At 71.2% G+C, this 24,021-nt stretch carries 21 protein-coding genes; 10 read left to right on the top strand and 11 right to left on the bottom strand.

All coding sequences use genetic code 11. From position 1 onward, the window contains the following. Positions 1-1,068 precede the first annotated feature (1,068 nt). Entirely contained in the window at positions 1,069-2,574 is a 1,506-nt protein-coding gene (locus AB0F18_RS15040; RefSeq protein ID WP_362059712.1) for an ROK family transcriptional regulator, read from the bottom strand. Positions 2,575-2,630: 56 nt separating this feature from the next. Between AB0F18_RS15040 and AB0F18_RS15035 the strand changes: the two genes are divergently transcribed. After that, positions 2,631-3,746, top strand: coding sequence for a Gfo/Idh/MocA family oxidoreductase (locus AB0F18_RS15035; protein WP_362059709.1), 1,116 nt, complete (start codon positions 2,631-2,633; stop codon positions 3,744-3,746). 192 nt (positions 3,747-3,938) lie between these two features. Beyond that, on the top strand, positions 3,939-4,382 hold the full coding sequence (locus AB0F18_RS15030) for a hypothetical protein (RefSeq protein ID WP_362059706.1): 444 nt from the start codon (positions 3,939-3,941) through the stop codon (positions 4,380-4,382). 84 nt (positions 4,383-4,466) lie between these two features. On the opposite strand, the gene AB0F18_RS15025 is transcribed toward AB0F18_RS15030, so the two are convergent. The 4 genes from AB0F18_RS15025 to AB0F18_RS15010 form a co-directional block, all read right to left on the bottom strand. Next, a complete protein-coding gene (locus AB0F18_RS15025) occupies positions 4,467-5,324 on the bottom strand; it encodes a fumarylacetoacetate hydrolase family protein (protein WP_362059703.1) in 858 nt (285 codons plus the stop codon). 132 nt (positions 5,325-5,456) lie between these two features. Then, the gene (locus AB0F18_RS15020) at positions 5,457-6,215 is read right to left on the bottom strand and encodes a YidC/Oxa1 family membrane protein insertase (protein ID WP_362059701.1); all 759 of its coding nucleotides are present in this window, start codon (positions 6,213-6,215) and stop codon (positions 5,457-5,459) included. 121 nt (positions 6,216-6,336) lie between these two features. Next, positions 6,337-6,597, bottom strand: coding sequence for a DUF6412 domain-containing protein (locus AB0F18_RS15015; protein WP_362059800.1), 261 nt, complete (start codon positions 6,595-6,597; stop codon positions 6,337-6,339). 123 nt (positions 6,598-6,720) lie between these two features. Beyond that, positions 6,721-7,239 carry a class E sortase gene (locus AB0F18_RS15010; protein ID WP_362059797.1) on the bottom strand — a complete coding sequence of 173 codons (519 nt, stop codon included), beginning with the start codon at positions 7,237-7,239 and terminating at the stop codon, positions 6,721-6,723. 395 nt (positions 7,240-7,634) lie between these two features. On the opposite strand from AB0F18_RS15010, the gene AB0F18_RS15005 reads away from it, so the two are divergent. From AB0F18_RS15005 to AB0F18_RS14980, 6 genes are all read left to right on the top strand, one after another. Then, positions 7,635-8,639 carry an SEC-C domain-containing protein gene (locus AB0F18_RS15005; protein WP_362059698.1) on the top strand — a complete coding sequence of 335 codons (1,005 nt, stop codon included), beginning with the start codon at positions 7,635-7,637 and terminating at the stop codon, positions 8,637-8,639. A 108-nt stretch (positions 8,640-8,747) separates the two neighbouring features. Further along, positions 8,748-10,280, top strand: coding sequence for an ATP-binding protein (locus AB0F18_RS15000; protein ID WP_362059695.1), 1,533 nt, complete (start codon positions 8,748-8,750; stop codon positions 10,278-10,280). Continuing rightward, entirely contained in the window at positions 10,273-11,250 is a 978-nt protein-coding gene (locus tag AB0F18_RS14995; protein WP_362059692.1) for a PD-(D/E)XK motif protein, read from the top strand. Before AB0F18_RS15000 ends, AB0F18_RS14995 begins: the two co-directional genes overlap by 8 nt. Before the next feature lie 16 nt (positions 11,251-11,266). Next, positions 11,267-14,224: a Z1 domain-containing protein gene (locus AB0F18_RS14990; protein WP_362059689.1), complete on the top strand. Its 2,958-nt coding sequence runs from the start codon at positions 11,267-11,269 to the stop codon at positions 14,222-14,224. 24 nt (positions 14,225-14,248) lie between these two features. Then, on the top strand, positions 14,249-15,235 hold the full coding sequence (locus tag AB0F18_RS14985; RefSeq protein ID WP_362059686.1) for a DNA cytosine methyltransferase: 987 nt from the start codon (positions 14,249-14,251) through the stop codon (positions 15,233-15,235). Positions 15,236-15,290: 55 nt separating this feature from the next. Next, positions 15,291-16,568: a DNA cytosine methyltransferase gene (locus AB0F18_RS14980; RefSeq protein WP_362059683.1), complete on the top strand. Its 1,278-nt coding sequence runs from the start codon at positions 15,291-15,293 to the stop codon at positions 16,566-16,568. Positions 16,569-16,589: 21 nt separating this feature from the next. Here AB0F18_RS14980 and AB0F18_RS14975 read toward each other — a convergent pair whose 3' ends face one another. The 6 genes from AB0F18_RS14975 to AB0F18_RS14950 all read right to left on the bottom strand — a co-directional run bounded on the left by AB0F18_RS14975 (position 16,590) and on the right by AB0F18_RS14950 (position 22,774). Then, on the bottom strand, positions 16,590-17,480 hold the full coding sequence (locus AB0F18_RS14975; protein ID WP_362059680.1) for a DUF6339 family protein: 891 nt from the start codon (positions 17,478-17,480) through the stop codon (positions 16,590-16,592). Positions 17,481-17,536: 56 nt separating this feature from the next. Next, the gene (locus AB0F18_RS14970; RefSeq protein ID WP_362059677.1) at positions 17,537-18,466 is read right to left on the bottom strand and encodes a hypothetical protein; all 930 of its coding nucleotides are present in this window, start codon (positions 18,464-18,466) and stop codon (positions 17,537-17,539) included. 50 nt (positions 18,467-18,516) lie between these two features. Beyond that, positions 18,517-20,610: a helix-turn-helix transcriptional regulator gene (locus AB0F18_RS14965; protein WP_362059675.1), complete on the bottom strand. Its 2,094-nt coding sequence runs from the start codon at positions 20,608-20,610 to the stop codon at positions 18,517-18,519. 79 nt (positions 20,611-20,689) lie between these two features. After that, positions 20,690-21,151, bottom strand: coding sequence for a very short patch repair endonuclease (locus AB0F18_RS14960; protein WP_362059672.1), 462 nt, complete (start codon positions 21,149-21,151; stop codon positions 20,690-20,692). Between the two features lie 37 nt (positions 21,152-21,188). Further along, positions 21,189-22,184: a hypothetical protein gene (locus AB0F18_RS14955; RefSeq protein ID WP_362059669.1), complete on the bottom strand. Its 996-nt coding sequence runs from the start codon at positions 22,182-22,184 to the stop codon at positions 21,189-21,191. 38 nt (positions 22,185-22,222) lie between these two features. Next, positions 22,223-22,774 carry a GNAT family N-acetyltransferase gene (locus tag AB0F18_RS14950; protein ID WP_362059666.1) on the bottom strand — a complete coding sequence of 184 codons (552 nt, stop codon included), beginning with the start codon at positions 22,772-22,774 and terminating at the stop codon, positions 22,223-22,225. Between the two features lie 149 nt (positions 22,775-22,923). Between AB0F18_RS14950 and AB0F18_RS14945 the strand changes: the two genes are divergently transcribed. Continuing rightward, positions 22,924-23,100 carry a hypothetical protein gene (locus AB0F18_RS14945; protein WP_362059663.1) on the top strand — a complete coding sequence of 59 codons (177 nt, stop codon included), beginning with the start codon at positions 22,924-22,926 and terminating at the stop codon, positions 23,098-23,100. Between the two features lie 74 nt (positions 23,101-23,174). Next, positions 23,175-23,474, top strand: a complete 300-nt coding sequence (locus tag AB0F18_RS14940) for a hypothetical protein (protein WP_362059660.1) — start codon at positions 23,175-23,177, stop codon at positions 23,472-23,474. Positions 23,475-24,021: the final 547 nt, after the last annotated feature.

Here is a 24,021-nt window from a genome sequence, read left to right as displayed (position 1 = left end):
CACAACCACACCCCACCCCCACGCCCGACTCCTCCCGCTTTACCCCCGGATGGCCCCGATGACCCCCGGCCACACGACCACCAACCGAATCCGCCCGCCCCAACTCCACCCCCGCCGATGGTCCTGGGCCGGAACCCCCAGACGGGCTCCGGCCCCTCGGCACCCAAGCAAGGAACGCCGAAAGCCCGGCCAGGAAACCAACGCCACCACCCCACCCGACCCACACCACACAGCACAACCCGCTCCGAGCCACCAGCCCACCCGGCCCCGCCACCCAGCCCACGCAGCCCCGCCAGCCGGCCCGCACCGCGACCTTCCGCCGTCGTGCAGCCCGCGCGCCGGACCAGGACCACGCAGCCCCGCCAGCGGGCCCGCCCCGCCCGCACCCCACCAACTGGCCCAGAACCACCCGGCCCCGCCACCGGACGCAGCACGGCCCACGCCGCCCCCAGCCCACCTGACCCGCCCGCCAGGGCCACGCGCCCCCGGCCGACCCGCACCACCCAGCCACCCGGCGCCGCCCGACCACCGCGCCTGGCCCAGGCCAACCAGCCCACCCGCACCGCCAGCGCCGCCCGACCCGCGCCGCCCCACCGCTGCCGCGCGCCGCCCTACCTCGCATCGGGACCGTTCAGCCCCGCCACCCCGGCGCCGCCCAACCTCCCCGTCTTGCTCAGGCCAACCAGCCCACCCGGCACCACCCGACCCGCACCCCCACACACCCACCCGGCAGCACTCGGCACCGCCCGACCTGCGTCGCCCCCTCCTGCAGGCCGCCCTACCGCCCAACAGGGCCACTCAGCCCCGCCACCCCGCGCCGCCCAACCTCCGCGCCTGGCCCAGGCCAACCGGCCTACCCGGCACCACCCGACCCGCACCGCGCACACCCGCAGGCACCGCCGGCACCGCCTGGCCTGCGCCGACCTACCGCCCAACAGGGACACTCAGCCCCGCCACCCGGTGCCGCCCGACGTCCGCGTCGTGCCCAGGCCAACCAGCCCACTCGGCACCGCCCGACCCGCACCGCCCTACCCCGGCCCACCAGGACCACGCAGCCCCGCCGGGCAGTCACCCGTGCCCGAACAAGGCCCCCAGCACCAGCTCCGCCGCTCCCTCGGCGACACCCGCCGGCGCCAGCCCCACCGCCGCCGGCTCGTCGCCCAGGCAACGCTCCGCCAGCACCTCGCGCACCCCCCGTACGAACACCTCCGGCGCCGCCTCCACCACCCGGCCCCCCAACAGCACCTGGTCCACGTCCAGCAGCGCGACCAGGTTCGCCGCCCCCTCCCCCAGCACCCGCGCCGCCTCCGGCAGGTCGCCCCGGGCCACCGCCTCCAGGCAGAGCACCTCCAGGCAACCCCGGCCCCCGCACCGGCAGCGCGGGCCGTCCAGCCGCAGCACCTGGTGCCCGAACTCCCCCGCCCCCGACCGCGTGCCCCGGTAGACCACGCCGTCCAGCCGTAGCCCCGCTCCCAGCCCCGTCCCGACGTGCAGGTACACGCAGGACCCGGAACCCACCCCGCCGGACCCACCCCACGCCCCGGAACCCCCCGGGTTCCCAGGCACCCCGGAGACCCGAGGGACCCCGGAGACCCCCGGAACCCCGGAGACCCTCGGGACCCCCGAGACCCGCGGGCTCCGTGACACCCCCGGGCTCCCGGACACGCCCGATACGCCCGCTACCCCTGAGGCCCCCGATTCCCCTGACGCCGCCGAGGCCCCCGAGGCCTCAGCGCCCCCCACACCTCCCAGCCCCTCTGGTCCCTCCGACCCTCGAACGCCCACCAGACCCTCTACACCCACCGCCCCCTGCGAACCCCTGAAGCCCTCCGGACCCTCCACACCTACCGACCCCTGAGGACCCCCCAAGCCCCCCGGACCGCCCACACCCACCGACCGCTGAGGACCCCCCAAGCCCCCCGGCCCACGCATCCCCCCCACCGCAACCCCGGCATTGGTGTCCTTGTCCACCACCACCGGCACCCCCAGCCGCCCCGCCAGCACCCCCCGCAACGGAAACCCCTCCCACTCCGGGAACCCCGTCACCCGCCCCAGAACCCCGCTGCGCCAGTCCAGCGGACCCGGAGCCGCCACCCCCACGCCGAGCAGCGGCACCCCGGACGACGCACCCCCGGAAACCCGCGCGACCGCCCGTACCACCGCGTCCACCACCGCCTCCGGCCCCGCCCCGAAGTCCAGCGGGCCGTCCCATTCCGCGACGGTGCCGCCCGCCAGGTCGACCCGCACGGCCCGCAGGGCGTCCCGGTCCACGTGCACGCCCACCGCGTGCCGCGCACCCGGCACCAGCCGCAGCCGGGTGCGCGGCTTGCCGCCGGTCGAGGCGTCGCGGCCCGCCTCGGCCACCAGGCCCTCCGCCGCCAGCCGGGCGGTGATCTTGCTGACGGCCTGCGGGGTGAGCCCCGTACGGGCCGCGAGCTCGGCACGCCCCAGCCCCGGCCCCCCGGCGGCGCGCAGCAGATCCAGCAGCAGGGCCTCGTTGTGCCCGCGCAGCGCCGGCAGGTTCACCCCGCTCCGGCCTCCGCCGCCGCCACCTTCCGCGTTTCCCCTGTTCACCCGCCCATTGTCCACCCTCCTTGCACTTACACAACACTGTTGCCAAAGTGGCTCCCATGAACGCCACCCCCTCCGCCTCCACCACCCCCTCCCCCCTGCGCGTAGCGCTCATCGGCTACGGACTCGCCGGCTCCGTATTCCACGCCCCGCTCGTGTCCGCGACCGAGGGCCTTGTCCTCGACACCGTCATCACCTCCGACCCCGGCCGCCAGGCCCAGGCGCGCGAGGCGTACCCCGGCGTCCGGATCACCGCCTCCGCCGACGAGCTGTGGGACCGTGCGGGCGACGGCGAGGACTCCCTCGGCCTCGTCGTCATCGCCTCCCCCAACAAGACCCACGTCCCGCTCGCCACCGCCGCCCTGACCGCCGGCATCCCCGTGGTCGTCGACAAGCCGCTCGCCGCCACCGCCGCCGAGGCCCGTGAACTCGCCGCCCTCGCCGAGCGGACCGGCACCTTCCTCTCCGTCTTCCAGAACCGCCGCTGGGACAACGACTTCCTCACCGTCCGCCGCCTCCTCGCCGACGGCGAGCTCGGCGAGATCCAGCGCTTCGAGTCCCGCTACGAGCGCTGGCGCCCCCAGCTCAAGGGCGGCTGGCGCGAGTCCGGCGCGCCGGAGGAGGTCGGCGGGCTGCTGTACGACCTCGGCAGCCACGTCGTCGACCAGGCGCTGGTGCTGTTCGGGCCGGCCGTGCGGGTCTACGCGGAGACCGACGTGCGCCGCCCGGGCGCCCAGACCGACGACGACACCTTCATCGCGATCACGCACGCGAACGGCGTCCGCTCGCACCTCTACGTCAGCGCCACCGCCGCCCAGCTCGGCCCGCGCTTCCGCGTCCTCGGCTCGCGGGCGGGCTACGTCAAGTACGGCCTGGACCCCCAGGAGGCCGCCCTGCGCGAAGGGCTGCGGCCCGGCGGCGCGGACGGGCCGGCGTGGGGCGAGGAGCCGGAGCACCTGTGGGGGCGGCTCGGCTCCGGCGAATCCCCGTTGACCGGCGGCGGGGACCCGGTGCCGACGCTCCCGGGCGACTACCCGGCGTACTACGCGGCGGTGGCGGAGGCACTGCGTACGGGCGGACCGGCCCCCGTCACGGCGGACGAGGCGGCGCACTGCCTGGCGGTGCTGGAGGCGGCGCGCACTTCGTCCCGTGACGGGTCGGTCGTCGCCATGTGATCCGTCCTGTCGCCAAAACGACGTTTTACGGGCAGACAAACGATCCATCCTGCACAGGCTGCCGACAAGCCCGCCGAGGACCGCCGGGCGGCGAAGGACCGGGCGGCGAGCGAGGCGATCCTGGCCGGCCCGGCCCGCGCTCCCCGCGTCCGCGAGGCGGCCGCGAAGGCGCTCAAGGGAACGGCCGAGCAGATGCGGCGGTTCCCGACGGTCGAGCCGGCGGAGCAGCAGTTCGACGACGACGCGGCCAAGATCTCCCGGATCCACAACGACGGCGGCCGCGCCGTGAAGGCCGCCGCGGTGGAGGCCCTCCGGAAGCAGGACAAGGCCCGCCTGGAGGACGCCCGCGTCGAGATGCCGCACATGCTGAACGGCGCCGGCAGGGGCATCACCAAGGCGGTGAACGAGCTGATGGACCACGGGACGCGCGAGCAGATCCGCGAGTTCGCCGCCACCGGCCGGCACACGGCCCGGTCCAAGGACGAGAGCCACGGCACCGGCACCAGAATGGGCACGGGCACGGCCGGCGCCAAGGGCGGCGTCCAGCCGGCCGTCGCCACGGGCACCGGCAAGGGCAGGGCTACGGCAACACCGCCCCGGCCGGCGGCTCCTCCTCCGGCCCGCTCGCCGGCCTGACGCCACCCGGTACGCACGACGAGGGGCGGGCCGCCACGAGCAGCCCGCCCCTCGTCGCCCTACGGGCCCCGAGGCCCTACGGCACTACGCGCTCTTGAACTCCTGGCGCTGGCGGCCGAGCCCCTCGATCTCCAGCTCCACGACGTCACCGGCCCGCAGGTACGGCTTCGGCTCCGGCTGGCCCATGGCCACGCCCGCCGGGGTGCCCGTGACGATCACGTCGCCGGGGTACAGCGTCATGAACTGGCTCAGGTACCGCACGACCTCGCCCACCGGGAAGATCTGGTCCGAGGTGTTGCCGTCCTGCTTGAGCTCGCCGTTGACCCACAGCTTCACGTCGAGGACCTGCGGGTCCGGGATCTCGTCGGCGGTGACCAGCCAGGGGCCGAGCGGGGTGAACGTCTCGCAGTTCTTGCCCTTGTCCCAGGTGCCGCCGCGCTCGATCTGGAACTCGCGCTCCGACACGTCGTTGACCAGCGCGTACCCGCCGACGTGCGCCAGGCCCTCCTCGGCGGAGCCCAGGTAGCGGGCGGTGGCGCCGATGACGACGCCGAGCTCGGCCTCCCAGTCGGTCTTCACGCTGCCGCGCGGGATGAGCACGGTGTCGTCCGGGCCGCCCACGGTGTCCGCGGCCTTCAGGAACAGGATCGGCTCGGCCGGCGGCTCCGCGCCGATCTCGGCGGCGTGCCCGAAGTAGTTCAGTCCGATGCCCACGACCTTGCCGATCCGGCCGACCGGGGAGCCGATCCGCAGCCCCTCCGCGTCGAGCGCCGGAAGCTCACCGCCCGCGGCGGCGTCCCGTACCCGGGACAGCGCGGACTCGTCGGCCAGCAGTGCCCCGTCCACATCCGTGATCAGGCCGGACAGGTCCCGAAGGGTCCCGTCCTGGTCGAGGAGCGCGGGGCGCTCCGACCCGACGGGTCCGACACGCAGCAGCTTCATGGGCATTCTCCCGTGGTCGTGGGTGGTCGGCCCATGGGCATGCCGAAGACGCCCGCGGGCCGGCCGATGGGTTGCGGCCATCGGAGGATTGGCTGATCCTCCAAGATGGCCGACCAATCCGCAAGACCCTGTTCACAGACTGGAACGCGCCCCTCCACGCGCCCCTCCACGCGCCGCTCCGTCCGCTGCTCCGCGCGCCGCTCCGGCCTCTCCTGCGCGCACCACTCCGTCCGCTCCGGCCGCCGCTCCGTCCGCCGCCCCCCGCGTCGCCCGCCGCTGGAGCCAGGCCCGCTCGGCGACCGACCAGGCGGTGGTGGTCAGCAGGTACAGCCCGGCGGCCAGCGGTACGACGGCGGCCGTGATCAGCGTCCCGAACGACAGCAGCGGCAGTACGCCTCCCACCCGGCGCATCGCCGCCACCTGCTCGGCACTCAGCGCGGCCGGCGCCCCTCCCGCCCCCTTCGCCGCGGGCAGGACGGGCGCGGGCGCGGCCGCGGCAGCCCTCCGCCCCCGCACCGCGCTCCACGCGGCCACCACCGCGATCGCGGCGAACAGCCCGAGGAACACCAGCCCCTGCGGCCCGAACAGGCCGCCGTCCTCCAGCGCCCCGGCCCACCGGCTGCCCAGCGGCGCGGCGAACAGCCGGTGCCCCAGCAGCTCGCTGCCGGAGGAGAAGGACCGGTACATCAGGAAGAACACCGGCAGCTGCAGCAGCATCGGCAGGCACCCCGCCATCGGGGTCGCCGCGCGGAACGCGGCACGGCCCAGCGGGAACAGGGCGAGCCGTACGAGCAGGGTGAACAGCACGATCGCGGCAGCGGTCGCGGACTCGGCCAGTACCGGCTCCAGGAGCCGGCCCAGCTCAGCAACAAGATGGGTGAAAACGGACACGTGGGCCCTCCGAAGGGTCTCGTCAACGTCGAAGAAGGTGCATTTCGGCGCGACGACCCGCGAGGGGCGGCAACAACGATCAGTCAGCAGAAGAGCAGAAGGCAGCAGATGCTGCGCGCCCCTACGCGGCCGTCAGGACGGGACGGCCGGGAGCCCTGGGCCGCGACCGGCCCGAGGCGTCGGGATCACGCTGCGGCAGGAACGCCGTGCGCTGCTCGCGATCACGGATCGCGGTACGTATTCGGTGCGGCGGCACGGGCCGCACCAGGCACCCCGCCAGCACGGCGGCACCCACGGCGACGGCGGCGGCCAGCACGACCATCCCGGCCGCCAGCCCGGCCTCCCCGGACAGCAGCCCGAGGACCCCGACGACCAGCAGCAGGGCGACGAGCAGGGACGAGAAGGAGAAGGTGAGGAAGAAGGCACGCAGACCACTCACCCGAGACGAACGAACCACCTGAACCACCCCCTCGCTCCATTCATCCACCAGAACTCACGAACGATACTAACGGCCCGCACCGACAACGTTCCTGAGGGTCCCCCAGATCACCATCCGGTACTTGGACGTGTACTCGGGCGTGCACGTCGTCAACGTGATGTAGGACCCGGGCTCCTCGTACCCGTACCCGGGCTTCACCCCGCTGCGCGGCACGGGCGCGATGACCCCCACGTCCCCCGGGCTCGTCTCCCCCAGCACCTTCCCCACCACGTACACGTACCGCCGCCCCCGTACGTCGACGAGCACCTCGTCCCCCACCACCAGCCGGTTCAGGTACCGGAACGGCTCCCCGTGCGTGTTCCGGTGCCCGGCCAGCGCGAAGTTCCCCTCCGCCCCGGGCTGCGCCGTCCCCGGGTAGTGCCCGACGTACCCCTTGTCCAGCACGGCCCGCTTGTCGACCCCCTCCGCGACGGGCACGGCCAGCCCCAGCCGCGGAATCCGCAACACCCCGTACGCCTCGTCCCGCGCCGGCACCGGAACCGGCCTCCCGCCCTTCCCCGCACCAGACCCCCCGGAGCCCGGCACACCCCCCTGCGCCCCCCTCCCCGCACCAGCAGCCCCTCCACCCGCCCCATTACCCGAAGCCCCCGCAACTCCATCCCCCACCACAGGCGACGGCGCCCCCTCCTCCCCTTCCCGCTGCTCGGCCTCGGCCCGCCACCCCTTCTCCAGCGCCGCCACCCGCCGCTCCGCACCCGCCGCGGCCTGCCGATTGGTCCACCACACCTGATGCACCACCAGCAACGCCACCACCACCCCCACCGTGGTGATCACCTCGGCGCCCACCCACAGCAGCCGCGCGAGCCCGGCCCGGCCCGGCCGCCGCCCGCCCCCTTGCACCACCACGCGCACCCGATCCCGCACGGCCGGCACCCTAAGACTTCCCCCCTCAACTGACCAGCGGCAGTACCGTGTGAACCATGCGCCCCGACACGCCTGCAGAGCACATCGCCGAAGCCGAGCGCCTCATCCGCACGGCGACCCGCTACCCCGAGGACCAGGAGCCCCTGCTCCTCCAGGCCGCGGCCCACCTCGAACTGGGCGACGCCCGGGACCGCGCGAGCGCGCTCTACGACCGCCTCCTCTCCTCCTCCCCCGCCAACCCCCACCTGATCAAGGCCCGCCAGGCCGCGAACCTGTGGGAGTACGGCCACGAGGCCGAGGCCCGCGCCCTGATCTCCGGCATCCGCGCCGCCGCCCCCGCGGACCCGGCCCCCTGGGAGGTCATCGCGGAGGCCCTCGAATCCCACGACGAGCTGGAAGCCTCACACGAGTGCTTCACGGAGGCCGCCGCCCTCCTCACCTCGGAGGACACCCCCCTCACCCAGGCCACCACGGCACTCCTGACGGGCCGCCACCGCGTCCGCCGGCTCCTCGCCCTCCCCCACGACGACTGGGACATGGTCGCCGACACCCGCCACATCGGCCCGATCCCGCTGGACGAGCTCCACGACCCGAAGCGCATCTGGGCCCTGGGCTCCAACGACCCGGCGGAACTCCGCGCCGAGATCGCCCGCCTGCGCGCCGAACTCGGCGACCGCCGCGCCGCCCTCTCGCGCCCCTTCCCGGTGGCCCTCCTCCACTGGCCCGCCCGCGAACTGGCCGAGCTCCTCACCAGCTACCCCACCCTCGCGTCGGAGTACCCCTCCCACGAGGCCCACCTGGCGAAGGTCGAATCCTCCCTCCGCACCCTGGCCGCCTCGGGCACCACGAACCTCGGCATCGTCACGGGCAGCGTCCCCTCGTACGAGGCCTTCGCCGCCTCGGAGAAATCCTCCCCGGCCTCCCCGTCCCTCCTGGCGGAATACGCCACCACCCTGGCCGCCCGAGGCAAAGCCACCCCCTGGCCCCCCACCCCCACCGCCCCCTGCTGGTGCACGTCGGGCAAGCCGTACGCGGAGTGCCACGGGAGCGCCGTCTCCTGACCCCTGGGGCACTTCATCTCCCCTTGTAACGCTCAGGTCACCCGAACCCGCCTTTGCCCGCCACGCGGATTAGGCTCGTGCCCGATTCGACAATCTTCGAGGCAGGCAATGACCGACGACTGGCAGTTCGAGGTTCCCACCGCAGGCAGCAAGCATCTTCCGCCCGATGCCCGGTACATGGAGGCGCTCAGCAGCCAGGGATACGGGTTCGAGGTGGCCATCGCCGATCTCGTCGACAATTCCATAGACGCCGGCGCCCGGGACGTCGTGATCCATTTCCTGCGCGACGAAGACCGACTCGTGAGCCTCCTCGTGATCGACGACGGCAAGGGCATGAACGAGGAGGAGCTGGACGTCGCCATGACCGTCGGAGGTCGGCGCGACTACGACGCCCGGGCGCTCGGGATGTTCGGCACAGGGCTGAAGTCGGCCTCCTTGAGCCATGCCTCCGCCGTCACTGTCGTGACCAAGACGCGTCGGACGCGGGCGGTCGGACGTCGCTGGCTCATGGAGCGTGCCGTACACGGCTTCCAGTGCGACATCGTCACGCCGGACTATGCACAGACCCTGATGGACCGGTATGCACAACGGCCGATCACCTGGCAGGGCACCGTCATCCGCTGGGACGGCGTGAAGAACTTCCCCCGCTCCGGGGGTGGCGGGCAGACGGATCGCTACCTGCACCGCACCATCAACCGGCTCGGCCTCCAGCTCGGGCTGTACCTGCACCGTTTCCTCGCCCGTGACGACTTCAACATCACGATCGCCGTCGAGGACGTCAACACCGGCACCGAGTACATGAACTTCGGTGTCGAGCCCCTGGACCCGTTCGGCTATCCGGTGCCGGGACACGCCGACTACCCACGGCGTTTCACCGCACACCTCGCCTCGATGGATCCGGTGTCCCTCGACGCACACGTGTGGCCGGCCAAATCGACCCTGGACGGGTACAAGGCCGTGGGTTCGGTGCTCGATCGCCAGGGCTTCTACTTCTACCGCCACGACCGTCTCGTACAGGCGGGCGGCTGGAACAATTTCCGTCAGCCCGATCAACACCTGGCCCTTTCGCGTGTCGCCATCGATCTTCCCCCGGCCGGGAACGACGTGTTCCGGCTGACTGTGAAGAAGGAGGGCGTCGAGGTCTCCCCCGAGTTCACAGCCGCTTTGGAGGAGGCGAGGGACACCGACGGTCGACGGTTCCTCGACTACATCGGCGACGCCGAGGCCGTCTACCGCGAGGCACGCAAACGGGCCGGCACCACTCGCAAGCCGGTCGTGGGGCCGGGCAAGGGCTTCGATCCGGTGGTGCGCGAGGCGATCGAGGACGAGCTTCCACTGATTCCCGGCGAGGAGCCCATCGCCATTCGTTGGCAGGAACTCGACAACGGTCTCTTCTTCGAGGTCGACCGCGAGAATCGCACCATCGCGCTCAACCGGCACTACCGGTCGGCCGTTCTCGGCGGCCGGCGCGGCGGGCTGAACGACGCGCCGACCATCAAATCCCTGATGTACCTGCTGCTCCATCAGGTGTTCGAGAAGGAGTACAGCGGCAGTCGAGAGAAGGACAATCTTCAGCTGTGGCAGGCCATCCTGGTCGCCGCCGCACGGACCGAGATCGAGCGCATGGGCGAAGATGACTGACAGAGGCCTCCCGGAACTCCCCTGGTCAACGGTCGAGCACTATCTGGGGGAGAAGCAGGCCACGAGCTATCGGCTCTCCCCGCCCACCGCTCCCCGAGCGGTCTGGTACGAGATCGGGGACGGTGGGCAGACGATCTCACTCCAAGTCGAACTCGACCGGCACCAGCAGCCTCCGCGCTCCTCGCTGCCCGCCGTGGGCATCGACCAGGTCTGGCGCGACGGCGCCCGCATGGCCCGCATCCACACCACACACGTGGCTTTGATGCGCGATTTCCACGATCTCCTCATCGCCGTCGCGGATCGCATCGTCACGGGCGAACGCGATCTCGGTGACGCCTTCGAGGAAACGGTGCACGCCTGGGGAGAGCTCCTCAACCGCCCGCGAGGTCTCGGCGTGGAGGGGCGTATCGGTCTGCACGGTGAACTGGCCGTGCTCCGCGCGGTGGCGCGTACCCACGGGTGGGCCGGTGCGATCGACGCCTGGACCGGCCCCCAGGCCGAGCAGCACGACTTCGGGCTGTCCACCTCCGACCTGGAGGTGAAGACCACCACCGCCGAGGAACGCCGCCACACGATCCACGGCATACGCCAGCTCACGGAAACGGAGGGCCGCCCGTTGTGGTTCGCCTCGCTTCAGCTGACACGCGGCGGACTCGGTGGACGCTCTCTGGGTGAATCGGTGGCCTCCGTCGTCCGTGACACCCGTGCGGCGGGCCGTATCGCATCGATCCGGCTGGAGAGCGCCCTCTCCTCCTCCGGATGGAGCGAGAGCGATCCGGACGACGAACGTTGGAGCCTGCGGACCGCGCCGCTGCTCGTCCCGGCCGACCGGCTCCCCAGACTGACCGAGTCGATGATTCCCGACCCCGTACGGAAGCACATCTCGTCGGTCGACTACCGCATACACGTGGACCACTTGAGCACCGAGCCCGGCTCACCGGTGGACCTCACCGATTTCCGTCTTCCGTGAACGACGAGGACCAACAGTGACGAACATCGAAGCCCTGCGTCTCGCGCTCCACAGTGCCGTGCTGTCCGACCTCGACGGCAGCAAGCCCAAGGGACTGGCCCGGGCCCTCGAGTACCAGGCCGAGGACATGGAGCCCGAAGCCGCGGTCTGCGCCGACGAGGCGGACTTCCAGAGCGCCCTGAAGGATGCCCACTCCACACACCGGCTGGTGGAGCTCTGGCGCAGACAGCTCACTCGATGGGACTACGCGGAACAACCGGCGTGGACCGCGACCCAGCCACGCACCGACGAGCGCCGAGACGACATCCATCGGCTGCTCAAACTCGAGGCGGCCACACGCATACTGCTCGACACCTTGATCCCCGTGTCGAAGGCCGCGGGCGCCGTCGTGATCAGCCCCGAGCACAAGCCCTGGTACACCCCCCAGTCCCAGCTCAGCCGCCCCCACTACTGGCCCGCGTACCGAGCGCTCCTCACCGAGAAGGGTTGGCCCGAGGACGCCGTGGCCGCCCTGGACGTGGCGACCGACCAGGTGGTGGAGCGGTTGGCGGACCCCACGGATCCGGCCGTCTACCAGTCCAAGGGCCTGGTCGTGGGTTACGTCCAGTCCGGGAAGACCGCGAACTTCACCGGTGTCATGGCCAAGGCCGTCGACGCCGGCTACAGGCTGGTGATCGTCCTCGGCGGGACCCTCAACATGCTGCGCGCCCAGACCCAGCGCCGCCTCGACATGGAGCTCGTCGGACGCGAGAACATCCTGCGAGGAGCGGACGCGACGGAATCGGACTACGCCGACGACCCGGCATGGACATCCGGAAAGTTCGTGACGTTCGGCAGCCTTCCGTCCGCGCTCGGTGCGTTCGACATCGTGCGCATGACGACCCGGAACGACGACTACAAGAGCCTGCTCCAGGGCATCACCGCGCTGGAATTCGAAAAGCGTGAACCGGCGCTGCCGCTCTACCACCAGGAGAACCTGCACCGCTCCTCGGCCCGGCTGATGGTGGTCAAGAAGAACAAGACGGTTCTTTCGAAGCTCGTCAAGGACCTCGGGAAGATCAAGACCCCGCTCGCGGAAATCCCCGTCCTGATCATCGACGACGAGTCGGACGAGGCGTCGGTCAACACCTCCAAGCCCGACAAGCAGCGGAGTGCGATCAACGAGCAGATTTCCAAGCTCCTGAACATGCTGCCCCGAGCGCAGTACGTCGGCTACACGGCAACGCCGTTCGCGAACGTCTTCGTGGACCCCAGCGACACCGAGGACATCTTCCCCAAGGACTTCCTCATCTCGCTGCCCCGGCCTGAGGGATACATGGGCGCCCGCGATTTCCACGATCTGGACTCGGACCTGGAGGAGTCGGAGCGTACATACGCGAACTCCAACGAGAAGGCTCACGTCCGCGACATCGTGGACGACGACGCGGACGACACCTGTCTCCAGCAGGCCATGGACATGTTCGTGCTCACCGCCGCGATGAAGCTGTACCGCGAGGACGTGGGTGGTCTCGGCGACGGCCGGTTCGAGCACCACACGATGCTGATCCACGAGTCCGTTCACACCGGAGTCCATCGTGAGCTGCACGATCGTGTGCTGAGGCTCTGGCACGACGCCGGCTACACCGGGCCGCGCGGCCACGCGCGTCTGCGTGAACTGTTCGACACCGACGTCGCCCCGGTGTCGGCCGTTCGCTCCGACGGCCATGCCGTTCCCGGCTCGTACGACGAGCTGATGCGCTACGTCGGCCCCGCGAGCGTACGGATCGGCGGCGACGACCGCCCGATCATCGTCGTCAACGGCGACCAGGACCTGGAGACCGGCGAGGCGGATTTCGACAAGCGTCCCATCTGGAAGATCCTCATCGGCGGGCAGAAGCTGGCCCGTGGATTCACGGTCGAGGGGCTGACGGTGTCCTTCTTCCGCCGCCGGGCGGGCAACGCCTCCACCCTCATGCAGATGGGCCGCTGGTTCGGTTTCCGCAAGGGCTATCGCGACCTGGTCCGCCTCTACCTCGGCCGCAAGGAGACGATGGGGCGCACCGAGGTCGATCTGTACGACGCCTTCCAGGCGATCTGCCTCGACGAAGAGGCATTCCGATCCGAGCTCCACCGGTATTCGGTGATGGTCGACGGGCGCCCTCAGGTCACTCCTGCCGAGATTCCTCCCCTGGTTTCCCAGCACCTGCCGTGGCTGAAACCGACCAGTCCGAACAAGATGTACAACGCTCGGCTGGAACTCGTCCGGTCCGCGGGCCGCTGGGAGGAGCCGACCGCATACCCGCAGAAGGCCGAGGACCTCCGGCACAACACCCGGCTGTGGCTTCCCGTCCTCGAAAGCCTGGGGCACCAGGCGGAGACCTACGGTTACCACTACCGGGACGAGGGGGTCACCCACCGATTCCGCACCCTGCGGGGAACGCTCTCGGCGGCGGAACTGCTGGAGACCGTCGCCAAGCTTCGCTGGGAGGTTCCCGAACAGTTCCCTCCGCACCTGCGCTACATCGAGGAGATCACCGCGGCCGGCAAGGTGGACGACTGGGTGGTGCTCGCACCTCAGCACGCCTCGGCCGCGGACGCCAAGACCGTGGTCCTCGGCTCGTCCGGGCGGGCGTACTCGTGGTTCTCGCGCGACCGGCGCGCGGATCGCGGCCCACTCTTCGGTGCGATCAGCGACAGGAAGCATCGCGGTGTCGCGCACCGGATCGCGGGCGCCCTCGGGGACTCCGGGGACCCGGCGACCGAGAGGCTGGTCGCCGATCGTCGCGGCGCTCTCGTGCTCTATCCGATCATTCAGACCGCGCACCAGGGCCTGATCGACGCGAACCGACGCATCGATCCGGACAAGATCGTTATGGCGTTCACCTTCGTGGCCCCGGCATCCGCGCACAGCGCGAACGGACAGGTCGTCCATTTCACGACCATCTCCTCGAAGCAGAGTGCGATCATCGACGTCACGGAGATCGACAACCGCTGATCTCCCGCAGGCCTGGGGGGCGGCATGAACACGCGGGAAACGGAACGACTGCGCTCGGTCGACATCTGCTCGGGTGCCGGCGGGCTCGCCCTGGGCCTGGAACAGGCCGGATTCGATCCGGTGCTCCTTCTGGACAATCGCGAGGTGGCCTGCCGGACCCTGCGCGCGAACCGCCCGTCCTGGAACGTGCTCGAAACGAACCTGCTCGACTTCGACCCGTCCGAGCACACCGACACCTACGACGTCGATCTGCTGTCCGCCGGGCTTCCCCGCGTCAAGGCCACCGCGGCCGTGGCCCGGCGCGACAGCGAGGCCGAGCTCGAACTGCTCCGGGCGACGATGTTGCTCCTGTATGGCGTGCAGCCGCGTGCCCTGCTGGTGGAAAACGTTCCCGATCTCGTGACCAAGCCCGACTACGGGCCGATTCGCGCCTATGTCGAGAAGGAGCTGGAGCACCTCGGGTACCGACACCGGTGGTTCGTGCTCAACGCCGCCGACCACGGGGTGCCGCAGACGCGGCGCCAGGGCGTTCTGGTGGCCTTCAAGGGGGACGTCCTGGATGCCTTCGTCCAGCCGAGCCCGACGACCCCGGTCCACGCAACCGTGGGCGAGGCGTTGTTGGAGTCGATGTCGGCTCGTGGGTGGGAAGGGGCGAAGCGGTGGGCGGCTCAGGCCGACGAGCCGGCTCCGACCCTCGTCGGCGGTTCGTGGGAGCGTGGCGGGGCGGACCTGGGCCCCACGGGAACCAAGAAGGCCTGGGCGCGCATGGGTGTGGACGGTGCCACGGTGGCGGACTCCGTTCCTGACGCCGACTTCCGCTGGGACCCCTCCCTCGGCCGCCCCGGCATGATGCCGCTCACAGTGGCCCAGGCCGCCCGTCTCCAGGGCTTCCCCTCGGACTGGCGGATCGAGGGGCGCAAGACCGCCATGTACCGGCAGGTCGGACACGCCTCTCCTCCGCCCGTCGGACGGGTCCTCGGCACCGCGATCGCCGCGGCGTTGCGGGCTTGACGGACGCACGGAAGAGTGGATTCCCAGTGTGGCGCGGTGACTACACTTGACCCTCATGACCAGAAAGCAGCCCCAGTCGTTTCGCCCCGAGCAGATCCGCGTCATGGACCTGTTCGCCGGCGCCGGGGGCTTTTCTGCGGGCTTCCAGCGCTACACCCCGAACGGGGGGGCCAGTCCTTTCACGCCGGTCGCGGCCGTCGAGTTCGACCGGGCGGCGGCGACGACGTACGCGGCGAACTTCGGGGGCTCGCACGTCTATGCCGGGGACATCACAGACTTCGACCCCACGCCTTTCAAGGGTCAGGTCGACGTGATCATGGGTGGTCCCCCTTGCCAGGGGTTCTCGGGTCTGGGCAAGGAGGACCCGACGGACCCGCGTAACGAGCTCTGGCAGGAGTACGTGCGGGTGGTCGCCAAGGTCCATCCCAAGGTCTTCGTGATCGAGAACGTGGACCGCTTCCTGAAGTCACCGCAGTACGCGGAACTGGTCTCGGCCTCGACCACCCCCGGCCACCCCCTTCACGACTACACGGTCGTGCCCGCGGTGATGAACGCGGCCGACTACGGGGTGCCGCAGGCGCGGCGGCGTGTCATCGTCATCTGCACCCACAAGGACTTCGCCGAGCCCCTGCGGCATCCCGACCCGACCCACCACAAGCACGGGTTCGACCCCGACGAGGCACAGGGTTCCCTTTTCGACCCGACGTCCGGGGGGCCGGCGCTGCCGCGCTGGGTCTCGACCGACGCCATCTTCGAAGCCTCCGCGCGACGCCCCCTGCTGGAGCGCATGCCCGAACCCCGGGCCACTTCCCCATCCCCTGGTGATGTCCCCGGGCACTACCTCACGACGGACCTGCACTTCGGCCGGCGTCCCGAGGATCTCTCGCGGGCCCGTTACAAGGCGATCCCACCGAACGGAAATCGCAAGGACCTTCGCGGCATCTATTACCGCCTCGACCACTCGGGCGAAATTCGACTTTCCACGGACGAGAACTACAACCGCCTCAAGGGCGAGGAGTTCTATCTGTCGACCGCAAGCTGGGACAATCACAATTCGGGTTCCGGCGACGTCATGGGACGCCTGCGAAGGGGAAAGCCCTCGGTGACCATTCGCACCGAGTTCTACAAGCCCGAAAAGGGACGCTACCTCCACCCGACGGAGGACCGTCCGATCACCCACTACGAGGCCGCACTCATCCAGGGCTTCCCCGAAACGTTCCACTGGCACGGGACGAAGATCGAGATCGCTCGCCAGATCGGGAATGCCGTGCCCGTCGGGCTCGGTACGACCCTGGCCCGCTCCATCCACAGCTTCCTGAGCGAGCACGCCTGACACACTCCGTCGGCCGGCCGATCAGGCCTGGTCCGACGGCTTCGTCAGCATCACCCCGTCCGCCGATCGTGGCGCCGGCACACCGGCCTTCCCCGTCGACCGGTCCCGCAGGGGCGCCTCCGCGAGAAGCCTCTCGAACAGCGGCACCAGGGCCTCGACGGCGGGGCCTCGCACCGCACCGTCCTGCGGGCCTTCGGGGAGCCGGTCCCACGGCGCCGCCGCCGCGTCCTCCGCCTCGTCGATCCAATCCTGAAGCGCGTCCGTGTCCGGACCGCGATCGGGCGCCAGTACCTCGTACACCAACGTGCTGCCCGCCGCGTTCACAGCGGCCGAGAGGGCGTTCACGTGATCGGCGAGGCGGGATCCACCGGCCTCGATACGTCGTTCCAGAATGCTCAGGATCGCCTGCGCCGTCGGCCGATGGTCGATGACGTCGAGACGCATCGTGGTCTGCAGCACGTCCTGCCACCGACACGCCGTCTCGACAGGACGGTAATCAGCCCCGTCCCGGAAGAGCTCCGCCGCCCACCAGAGCCGGGAGAACGCCTGGGTGTAGTGAGCGCCGCAGAAGCGCGAGGCCGTCGCGACCCCCGGGCCGGCCTCCGTGTCGGAGCCGTGATGCCGCCACGCGACGTAGTCGGGGGCGACCACCATGGCCAGGAAGTTCCACACCCGACTGTCGGCCGCCTCGGCTCGCGTCATGCGCAGAGTGGAGTGCAGCCGGGGTGCGAACCATCCGTCGGCTGAGGTCCGTTCGTCCCGGAAACGACGCATCGCCTCCTCCACGAGGACCCGGACCGGCTCCGTCCGCCACCGGTGCTGGTCGCGCAGTGCCTCGGAAGCCTTGCGGAGTGCGACCTGAGGCGGCCGCTCCTGACCCGTCTGCACCGCTCGACTCAGGTACTTGGCCACCGAGGCGTCCGACAGCAGACCGAGCGTGGCGGGGAGTTCCTCCACCGCAGCACGATTCACCTCGCGTCACCCTTTCCTTCCAGGTGCTGGAGAGCCCGCACCGCGTTCGTGAGGTTCCTCGTCGCACGACTGCGCCGGCCTGCGGCGAACTGCACGCCGGTCTGGAGCTCCGACCAGCCGTATCCCTTGGAGCGCCGCTCGGCGATCTCGTACAGGGCATCCGTCGGTTGGCGCCCCGGCAGCACGTCGGGCAGCATCGCCCGAAGCACCGATTCCCGCCAGCCCTTCGGAACGAGCGGGGTACCGTCCTCGTCCGTCTCCAGGTCGCTGATCGCCGCATGGAACATGGCTGTCCAGGCATCCTGGGCGATCTGAGTCGTCGCAAGATCACGCAGCATCCGCTCGGCCGGACTGCCGCCGGTGCCGTGCAGGGCCTCCGTCAGTCCTTCGACGGCCGCGATGTTCAGGTACACCGTCGGAACGTCACCGGTGGTCTCGACGATCCATGCGGAATCCTTGTACGGCCGGAGCCATCCGTGGGCTTCGTCCGTGAAGTCCACTTCGACGATCTCGATCTCACGCTGCCGGACGGGGGCCGAGGCCTGCAGGTCGACGTACCAGTCCTGCGTCGCGGTCGCCACGGATCGGCCGGGCACCCCGTCCACCGTCGCCACCACCACGACGCCCAGAGTGGCCCGCCGGAAGTACAGGGAACGATCGAGCTCGATCGTTCCCTGCATGGTTCCGTCCGCAGCCTTGGACAACACGGCGGTAGAGCGGGCGTTGGTCGCCTTCTCGGAGAGCACAGCCAGGAACACGACGTCCGACCACGGCCCCTCCTCGACCTCCCCCTCCGGGAAGGTGACCGCGACCTTCAGTCGCGCCCGATCCCACCGCCCCCGCCCCGACTGGTGCAGAGCCACGGCACGGTCGGATGCCGAGATCATCGAGTAGGGGAGTTCACGGCCGTCCACCGAGACGGACACGACCCTCGATTCGACGTCTCCGAAGAGCGTCCGATAGGGAAAGACAGCCGTCATGCCGAACCTCCGCGAGCCTTCTGGACCTCCACGACGAGCCGGGCATAGGCGCTGCGCACCGGATGCGTGGCCGGGTCGGTCGTCGCGCGGAACACCGCGCTGCGCACCCCCGGTTCAATGACCAGGTCACCGCGTTCCACCCGGCAGTTCTCGTCCGGTTCGAGCTCGGCCCAGGAGACCACCGGGCGCCCGCCGGATCGGACGTCGAACTTGGCCACGGGCGTCAGGCGCCATGGGTCCTCCGCGACGGGCAGCCTGATCTCCACGGTGACGTGCCAGGCTCCGGATTCCCCGACGCGCGCACGGACGTCCCGTACGACCGGGAAGCTCTGGACTCGGCGCTGCGTCCCCGTCGGCGCATCCCATCGAAGCAACTCCCGAAGCGCTGCCGGCCCACCACCGGTCTTCGTCTCCCGCCTCCCGACGAGAGCGCGCACGGCCTTGTCCACGTCGCCGCGGAACTCCTTGAGGCGGGCCACCGCGCCGCGTTCGTAGAGGGAGGTCAGCTCCTCCGTCCGATCCCAACGATCGTGCTCCGGGGGCTCGGACGCGCGCAGGAAGGCCTCGGCTTCCGCCACGTCCTCCCCGCTCCGGTCGGTCGCGAACCCCGCGAGCAGCACCGCCTGGAAGGGCATCGTGCCCAGAGGCAGTTCCCGGGGCCGGTGCTCGCTGATGGTCATCCGGTTTCCCCGCATGGACACCACGCGGCTGTGCCGCTCGTCCGTGTCGGCCGCGGGCGTGAGCAGCAGCACGGCCCGGTGCTCCCGCCCCTTGCCCCCGGCCCTTCCCCGGCCCTTCAGAGGCGTCACGATCAGCGGCACCTCCACACGGGCCACCTGGTCCTCGGACGTGAGGCTGTCGACCGTGTCGCCGTCGAGGTGGGCCTGGAGAGCACGGCTCAGGGCGGGATGACGAAGGTGCGGGTCGACCCGTTCCTCCCCTACGACCACCTCCCCGTCCCGGAGGGTTCGAACGCTCGCCTCCAGAAGAGGTCCCGCCGCGACCCCACCGATCATCGCCGCCCAGAAGCCGTCGGCCAGCGAACGAACGAGCTTGTCGTGGAGGTCTCGGAGGTCTTCGGCGTCGCCCGACGCGTCGTGGGCGCCGACCACGAGGAACGAGGTGCCGGGCTCGTTTCCCTGCCGGTCGAGGTGCAGGCGGCGAACCGTCTCTTCGTCGGCCCACCACGACCGGGACACGTCCTTGTGCGCCGGGTCCGTGTCCGGCTCACCGAACCAGGCCGGACCGGCGAAGGCCTCGCCCGCGACCTGATGCCACGGCAGGTCGAGACGCCCGATGACCCGCCGTTCCGTCCGTCCCTCGTGCGGTTCGGAGAGAGTGGAGTTGATCAGGACCAGACCGAACCGGCTGGCGGCCCACAGAGTGGCCTTGCCCAGCCCGTACGACCCTCCCGCCCGTCCACCGGCTCGCTTGTGGCTGTCCAACTGGCGCCGGACGACGGCGGCGAAGCGACCGTCCTGGTACTCGGGTCCGGTGAGCCCCGTGGCGTTGTGGTCGTCCACCCGCAGCAGGAGGAGGGAATCCTTCGACACCAGGTCGTCCAGCGCCGCCCTGAGACTGCGCGAGACCTTCTGCTCGGCCGAGGCCGCCTGTTCATAGTGCGGGCGCAGGTCGTCCCACTGCATGGCGTCCAGGAACGACGCCAGGTGCGAGCCCGTCAACTCGTGCAGGGTGTACCGCACCCTGACCGGGCCGTTGCTGTCGAGACGCTCGTCGAGCGCGTTCTGGGTGGCTTCCCTGGCCAGCACCGCCATGTCGGCATCGAAGGCGAACGCGGCCGCATTGCCGTACTCGCGCCCCCCGTCAGCATGAGCGGTGCGGTGATGCCACTGCAAGGGGCGACCGGGTGCCACATCGGTCGTACGGCTGTCGACCAGATCGGGGCTCGTGCCGAACACCTCCGCCAACGCGTTCTTGGCCTCTTCGCGCGGCTCGGCGCGCCCGTTCACCCAAGCGGAGACCGCGGCGCGGGTGAGCCCCAGACGCGTCGCCAGATCCGACTGCGACATGTCCATGCGCGCCAACTGTCGTGCGAGCCACGGGCCGAACTCCTCGCCGCGCTGCTCCATGCGTCGTCCTCCGCTGTTCGCCCCGACCGCCGCTCTCCACGATCACTGTAACAGGGCTTATTTGACATGGGAGATGATGTCAAATATCGAGGGACGCTCCGCTGGACCCTCGCTTCGGAACACGTTCGGCGCGACGGGCGGCGACGGTCGCCAGCACACGTGCCGCCGCCTCGTCGACGCTCTCGTGCTCCCAGACGCGCAGCACCAGCCAGCCGGCCTCGGCGAACCGGGCATCGGTGTCGAGATCGCGGCGCCGGTTGCCCTCGATCTTCGTCCGCCAGAAGTCCGCGTTGTTCTTGGGCCACGTGGCATGAAGGGGGCAACCGTGCCAGAAACAGCCGTCCACGAAGACCGCCACGCGCGCAGGGCCGAAGACGATGTCCGCCTCGCGGCGTACGCCCTTCACCGGCTTGCGATGGATCCGGTAGCGAACCCCGGCGGCATGCAGCGTCCTGCGCAACGACACCTCCATGGAGGTGTCGCGGCTCTTCTGCCTGCTCATCCGCGCGCGCACGGCGGCCGTCGTAGCGAGTTTCTCCACGACTCCATTGTGGACCGGTCACGACCTGCGCTCCCCGTCAGATGGGCAGGGCCAGCTGTTGGTGGCCGCGGGCTGTGAGGGTGGGTGGGGTGGGGCGGGGGGTGGTGAGGGTCAGGAGGGTGCGGAGGGCGGTGAGCACCTCCGTCGGGGTGTCCCGGATCATCGACGGGGTCGCGCTGACCACCAGGACGCCGTGGGATTCCAGGCGGAGGCGGCGGCGGAGGGTGGCGTGCCAGGCGTCGCGGGTGTAGTGGTACTCCGCCGAGTCGATCTCCAGGGCCACGCCCTCGTCGGGCCAGTAGGCGTCCGGGCTGGCCAGAAAGGCGCCGTCCGGGGTGTAGAGGCGGGCGTTCCACAGCGGGGTCGGGAGGTCGGTGCCGGTGAGGACGTCGCGGGCCTGGGCCTCGGCGACCGAGCGGACCCCGGCCAGGAGTTCCCCGGCGGCGGTGCGGACCGCGGGGCGGGACAGGAGGCGGGAGGTGCGCAGTTCGGCGTGCAGGTCGTGCGGGTGGCACCAGCCGGACTGGACGACCTGGGCCAGGACGGAGCGGACCCGGTCGGGGGTCGGGCAGCGGGCGGCGAAGTCGGCGGCGGCGCGGACCGGGCGGGCGCTGGGCACGCCCGAGACGGTCAGGGTGCCCGGCCAGCGGGAGGTCGTCACGGGGCGGACCCGTGCGGTGGGGGTGAGCCGGCGGGGGCTGCGGATCAGGACGTCGGCCGGGGCCGGCGGGGCGTCGCGGATGCCGAGGAGGGCCAGGGCGGCGCCGCCGGTGAGGGCGGCGGTGTCACCGGAGAGGGGGTCCGCGGCGGGTTCGGCGGCGTACAGGACGGCGGCCAGGGCGCGTTGGCGGTGGTCGGGCGGGCCCGTCTGGAGGAGGTAGACGCGGGGCAGCAGGCGTTGCCAGGGGCCGCCGGGGCGGGTGCGGGAGGTGATGGTGGTGCGGGGGATGCCGATGGTGGTGGTGAGTTGGTGGTGGGTGGCGAGGTTGAGTTGTTTGCGGGCCAGCGGGGCGGGGTCCTTGTGCGTGTTCATGGCCCCGGTATGCCCGGCCGGATGGCTTCTAGCCGCCCCTATCGGGTGGGCCGGGGGCGGCCGGGGTGGTCCGGGGAGAGGAAGACGATCACGTTGGTCTCGGTGCCGGGGAGCGGCGCTACCTCGTGCCAGCCGAGCCGGCGGTAGGTGGCGACCGTGTCCTGGGCCAGGCGGGAGGTCAGGAGCCAGGCGCGGTGTTGCGGGGCGTCGGCGGTGATCTCGGTGAGGAGGGCCCGGCCGGTGCCGGTGCCGCGCGCGTGGGCCCGTACGGCCAGTTCGTCTATCTCCAGGGCCCCGAGCAGCAGCTCGCGCACCCGGTCCGGGCCCAGCTGGGCGGCGACCTGGGGGTATCCGCGGCCTCGGGGGAAGGGGGACGGGGTCAGCCAGGCGGTGGCGAAGCCGTCGACGCCGGCGGGGGACTGGGTGAAGGCCGTACGGAATCCGGGGCGCCGGACGTCGGCCTGGAGGCGGGCCGCGAACTGGCGAATGGTTTCTGCGTCTTCGTTCCAGGGCGGGGCGGAGAACACCTCGGTGTAGGTGTCCAGCAGCTCGTCGGCGAGGTCCAGGACGGTGCGGCCATAGGAGATCACGTGCGGCTCCGGTGGGGGTTTTGGGCTGGAAGACCGAAAATACGTGGTTGGGGTTCCCGAAGGGGGTGGTAGGGAGAACCCGGCGTGTGTGCGACAAATCGACCGCGGTATTTGCGTGTCGCGGGGCGGCGCGGGGCGTTGAGCAGCCCGTGGACAGACTGCTGCGGGCGGCCGGGCAGTGCGCGCTCGCCTTCCTCCTCGTCCTCGGGGTCGTGGCGCTGCTGCCGCACGCGCTGCGGGAGGCCGTGCCCCACGCCGTGGTGGGCGGGGCCGTGCTCGCGCTCGGGGCGGTGGGCGTCCGCCGGGCTTCGAGGCGTCCGCGTTAGCCTCGTGAGCGGTTAGCGCATGAATCGCACGAATCGCATGACATGACTTTTACGAGACGACGAGGGAGTTCGACATGGCGCGGGTACCGAGTTCCGCGGTGGCGGCGGCCGGGCTGATCGGCGGTTACGCCGTTGCTCGCTGGACCAAGAAGCGACCCCTGGGCGGGGTCGTGCTCGGCGCCGCCGGGGTGGTGGCCGGGCGTGAATGGCACCGCCGCGGCGGGGTGCCGGCGGCGGCCGGGCTGGGTGCGCTCTACCTCGCGGGGTTCGCGGGCGCGCACCCGCTGGCCAAGAAGGTGGGCGCCTGGCCGGCGGTCGTCGGAGCGGCGAGCGTAGTGGCCGCGGCCGCCTGGGCGGTTGCTGACCGGGGCTGACCGGCGGCGATGTGGCCCAGGGGGCGGGCTGGCGGGATCCGCCGGGGGGGCGTCCGGGCAAAGAGCAGCGCGTAGCGATCTGAGGCGCCAGGGGCGTCCGGAGACCCTCCTGATCGTCCTCGGCCACGGGCAGCGGACGCCGAGATCTGGGCAGCGCGTAGCGATCTGAGGCGCCAGGGCCGTCTGGAGACCCTCCTGATCGTCCTCGGCGACGGGCATCGGCCCCGGACGGGCAGCGGACGCCGAGATCTGGGCAGCGCGTAGCGATCCGGGGCGCCAGGGCCGTCTGGAGACCCTCCTGATCGTCCTCGGCTACGGGCATCGGCCCCGAACGGGCAGCGGACGCCGAGATCTGGGCAGCGCGTAGCGATCCGGGGCGCCAGGGGCGTCCGGAGACCCTCCTGATCGTCCTCGGCCACGGGCATCGGCCCCAGACGGGCGGCGGACGCTGAGAACCCGTTGTTCTATCGAGCGTGGGGGCGTTTGGGTTCGAACAGGGTTCTGGGTCGGGTGATGTTGCGAGTGTCCGGGCATGAAGGCAGGGCCT

The organism is Streptomyces sp. NPDC029216 (assembly GCF_040648015.1).
Classification (GTDB): domain Bacteria; phylum Actinomycetota; class Actinomycetes; order Streptomycetales; family Streptomycetaceae; genus Streptomyces.
This window is presented reverse-complemented; position numbering and strand designations above follow the sequence as displayed.

What these genes read in the sequence shown, in the direction of transcription:
- AB0F18_RS14940 (WP_362059660.1), top strand. Translation starts at nt 23,175, where the DNA reads ATGGCGCGGGTACCGAGTTCCGCGGTGGCGGCGGCCGGGCTGATCGGC.
- AB0F18_RS14955 (WP_362059669.1), bottom strand. Translation starts at nt 22,184, where the DNA reads ATGAACACGCACAAGGACCCCGCCCCGCTGGCCCGCAAACAACTCAAC.
- AB0F18_RS14965 (WP_362059675.1), bottom strand. Translation starts at nt 20,610, where the DNA reads ATGGAGCAGCGCGGCGAGGAGTTCGGCCCGTGGCTCGCACGACAGTTG.
- AB0F18_RS15005 (WP_362059698.1), top strand. Translation starts at nt 7,635, where the DNA reads ATGCGCCCCGACACGCCTGCAGAGCACATCGCCGAAGCCGAGCGCCTC.
- AB0F18_RS14985 (WP_362059686.1), top strand. Translation starts at nt 14,249, where the DNA reads ATGAACACGCGGGAAACGGAACGACTGCGCTCGGTCGACATCTGCTCG.
- AB0F18_RS14980 (WP_362059683.1), top strand. Translation starts at nt 15,291, where the DNA reads ATGACCAGAAAGCAGCCCCAGTCGTTTCGCCCCGAGCAGATCCGCGTC.
- AB0F18_RS15025 (WP_362059703.1), bottom strand. Translation starts at nt 5,324, where the DNA reads ATGAAGCTGCTGCGTGTCGGACCCGTCGGGTCGGAGCGCCCCGCGCTC.
- AB0F18_RS15035 (WP_362059709.1), top strand. Translation starts at nt 2,631, where the DNA reads ATGAACGCCACCCCCTCCGCCTCCACCACCCCCTCCCCCCTGCGCGTA.
- AB0F18_RS14995 (WP_362059692.1), top strand. Translation starts at nt 10,273, where the DNA reads ATGACTGACAGAGGCCTCCCGGAACTCCCCTGGTCAACGGTCGAGCAC.
- AB0F18_RS15030 (WP_362059706.1), top strand. Translation starts at nt 3,939, where the DNA reads ATGCGGCGGTTCCCGACGGTCGAGCCGGCGGAGCAGCAGTTCGACGAC.
- AB0F18_RS15000 (WP_362059695.1), top strand. Translation starts at nt 8,748, where the DNA reads ATGACCGACGACTGGCAGTTCGAGGTTCCCACCGCAGGCAGCAAGCAT.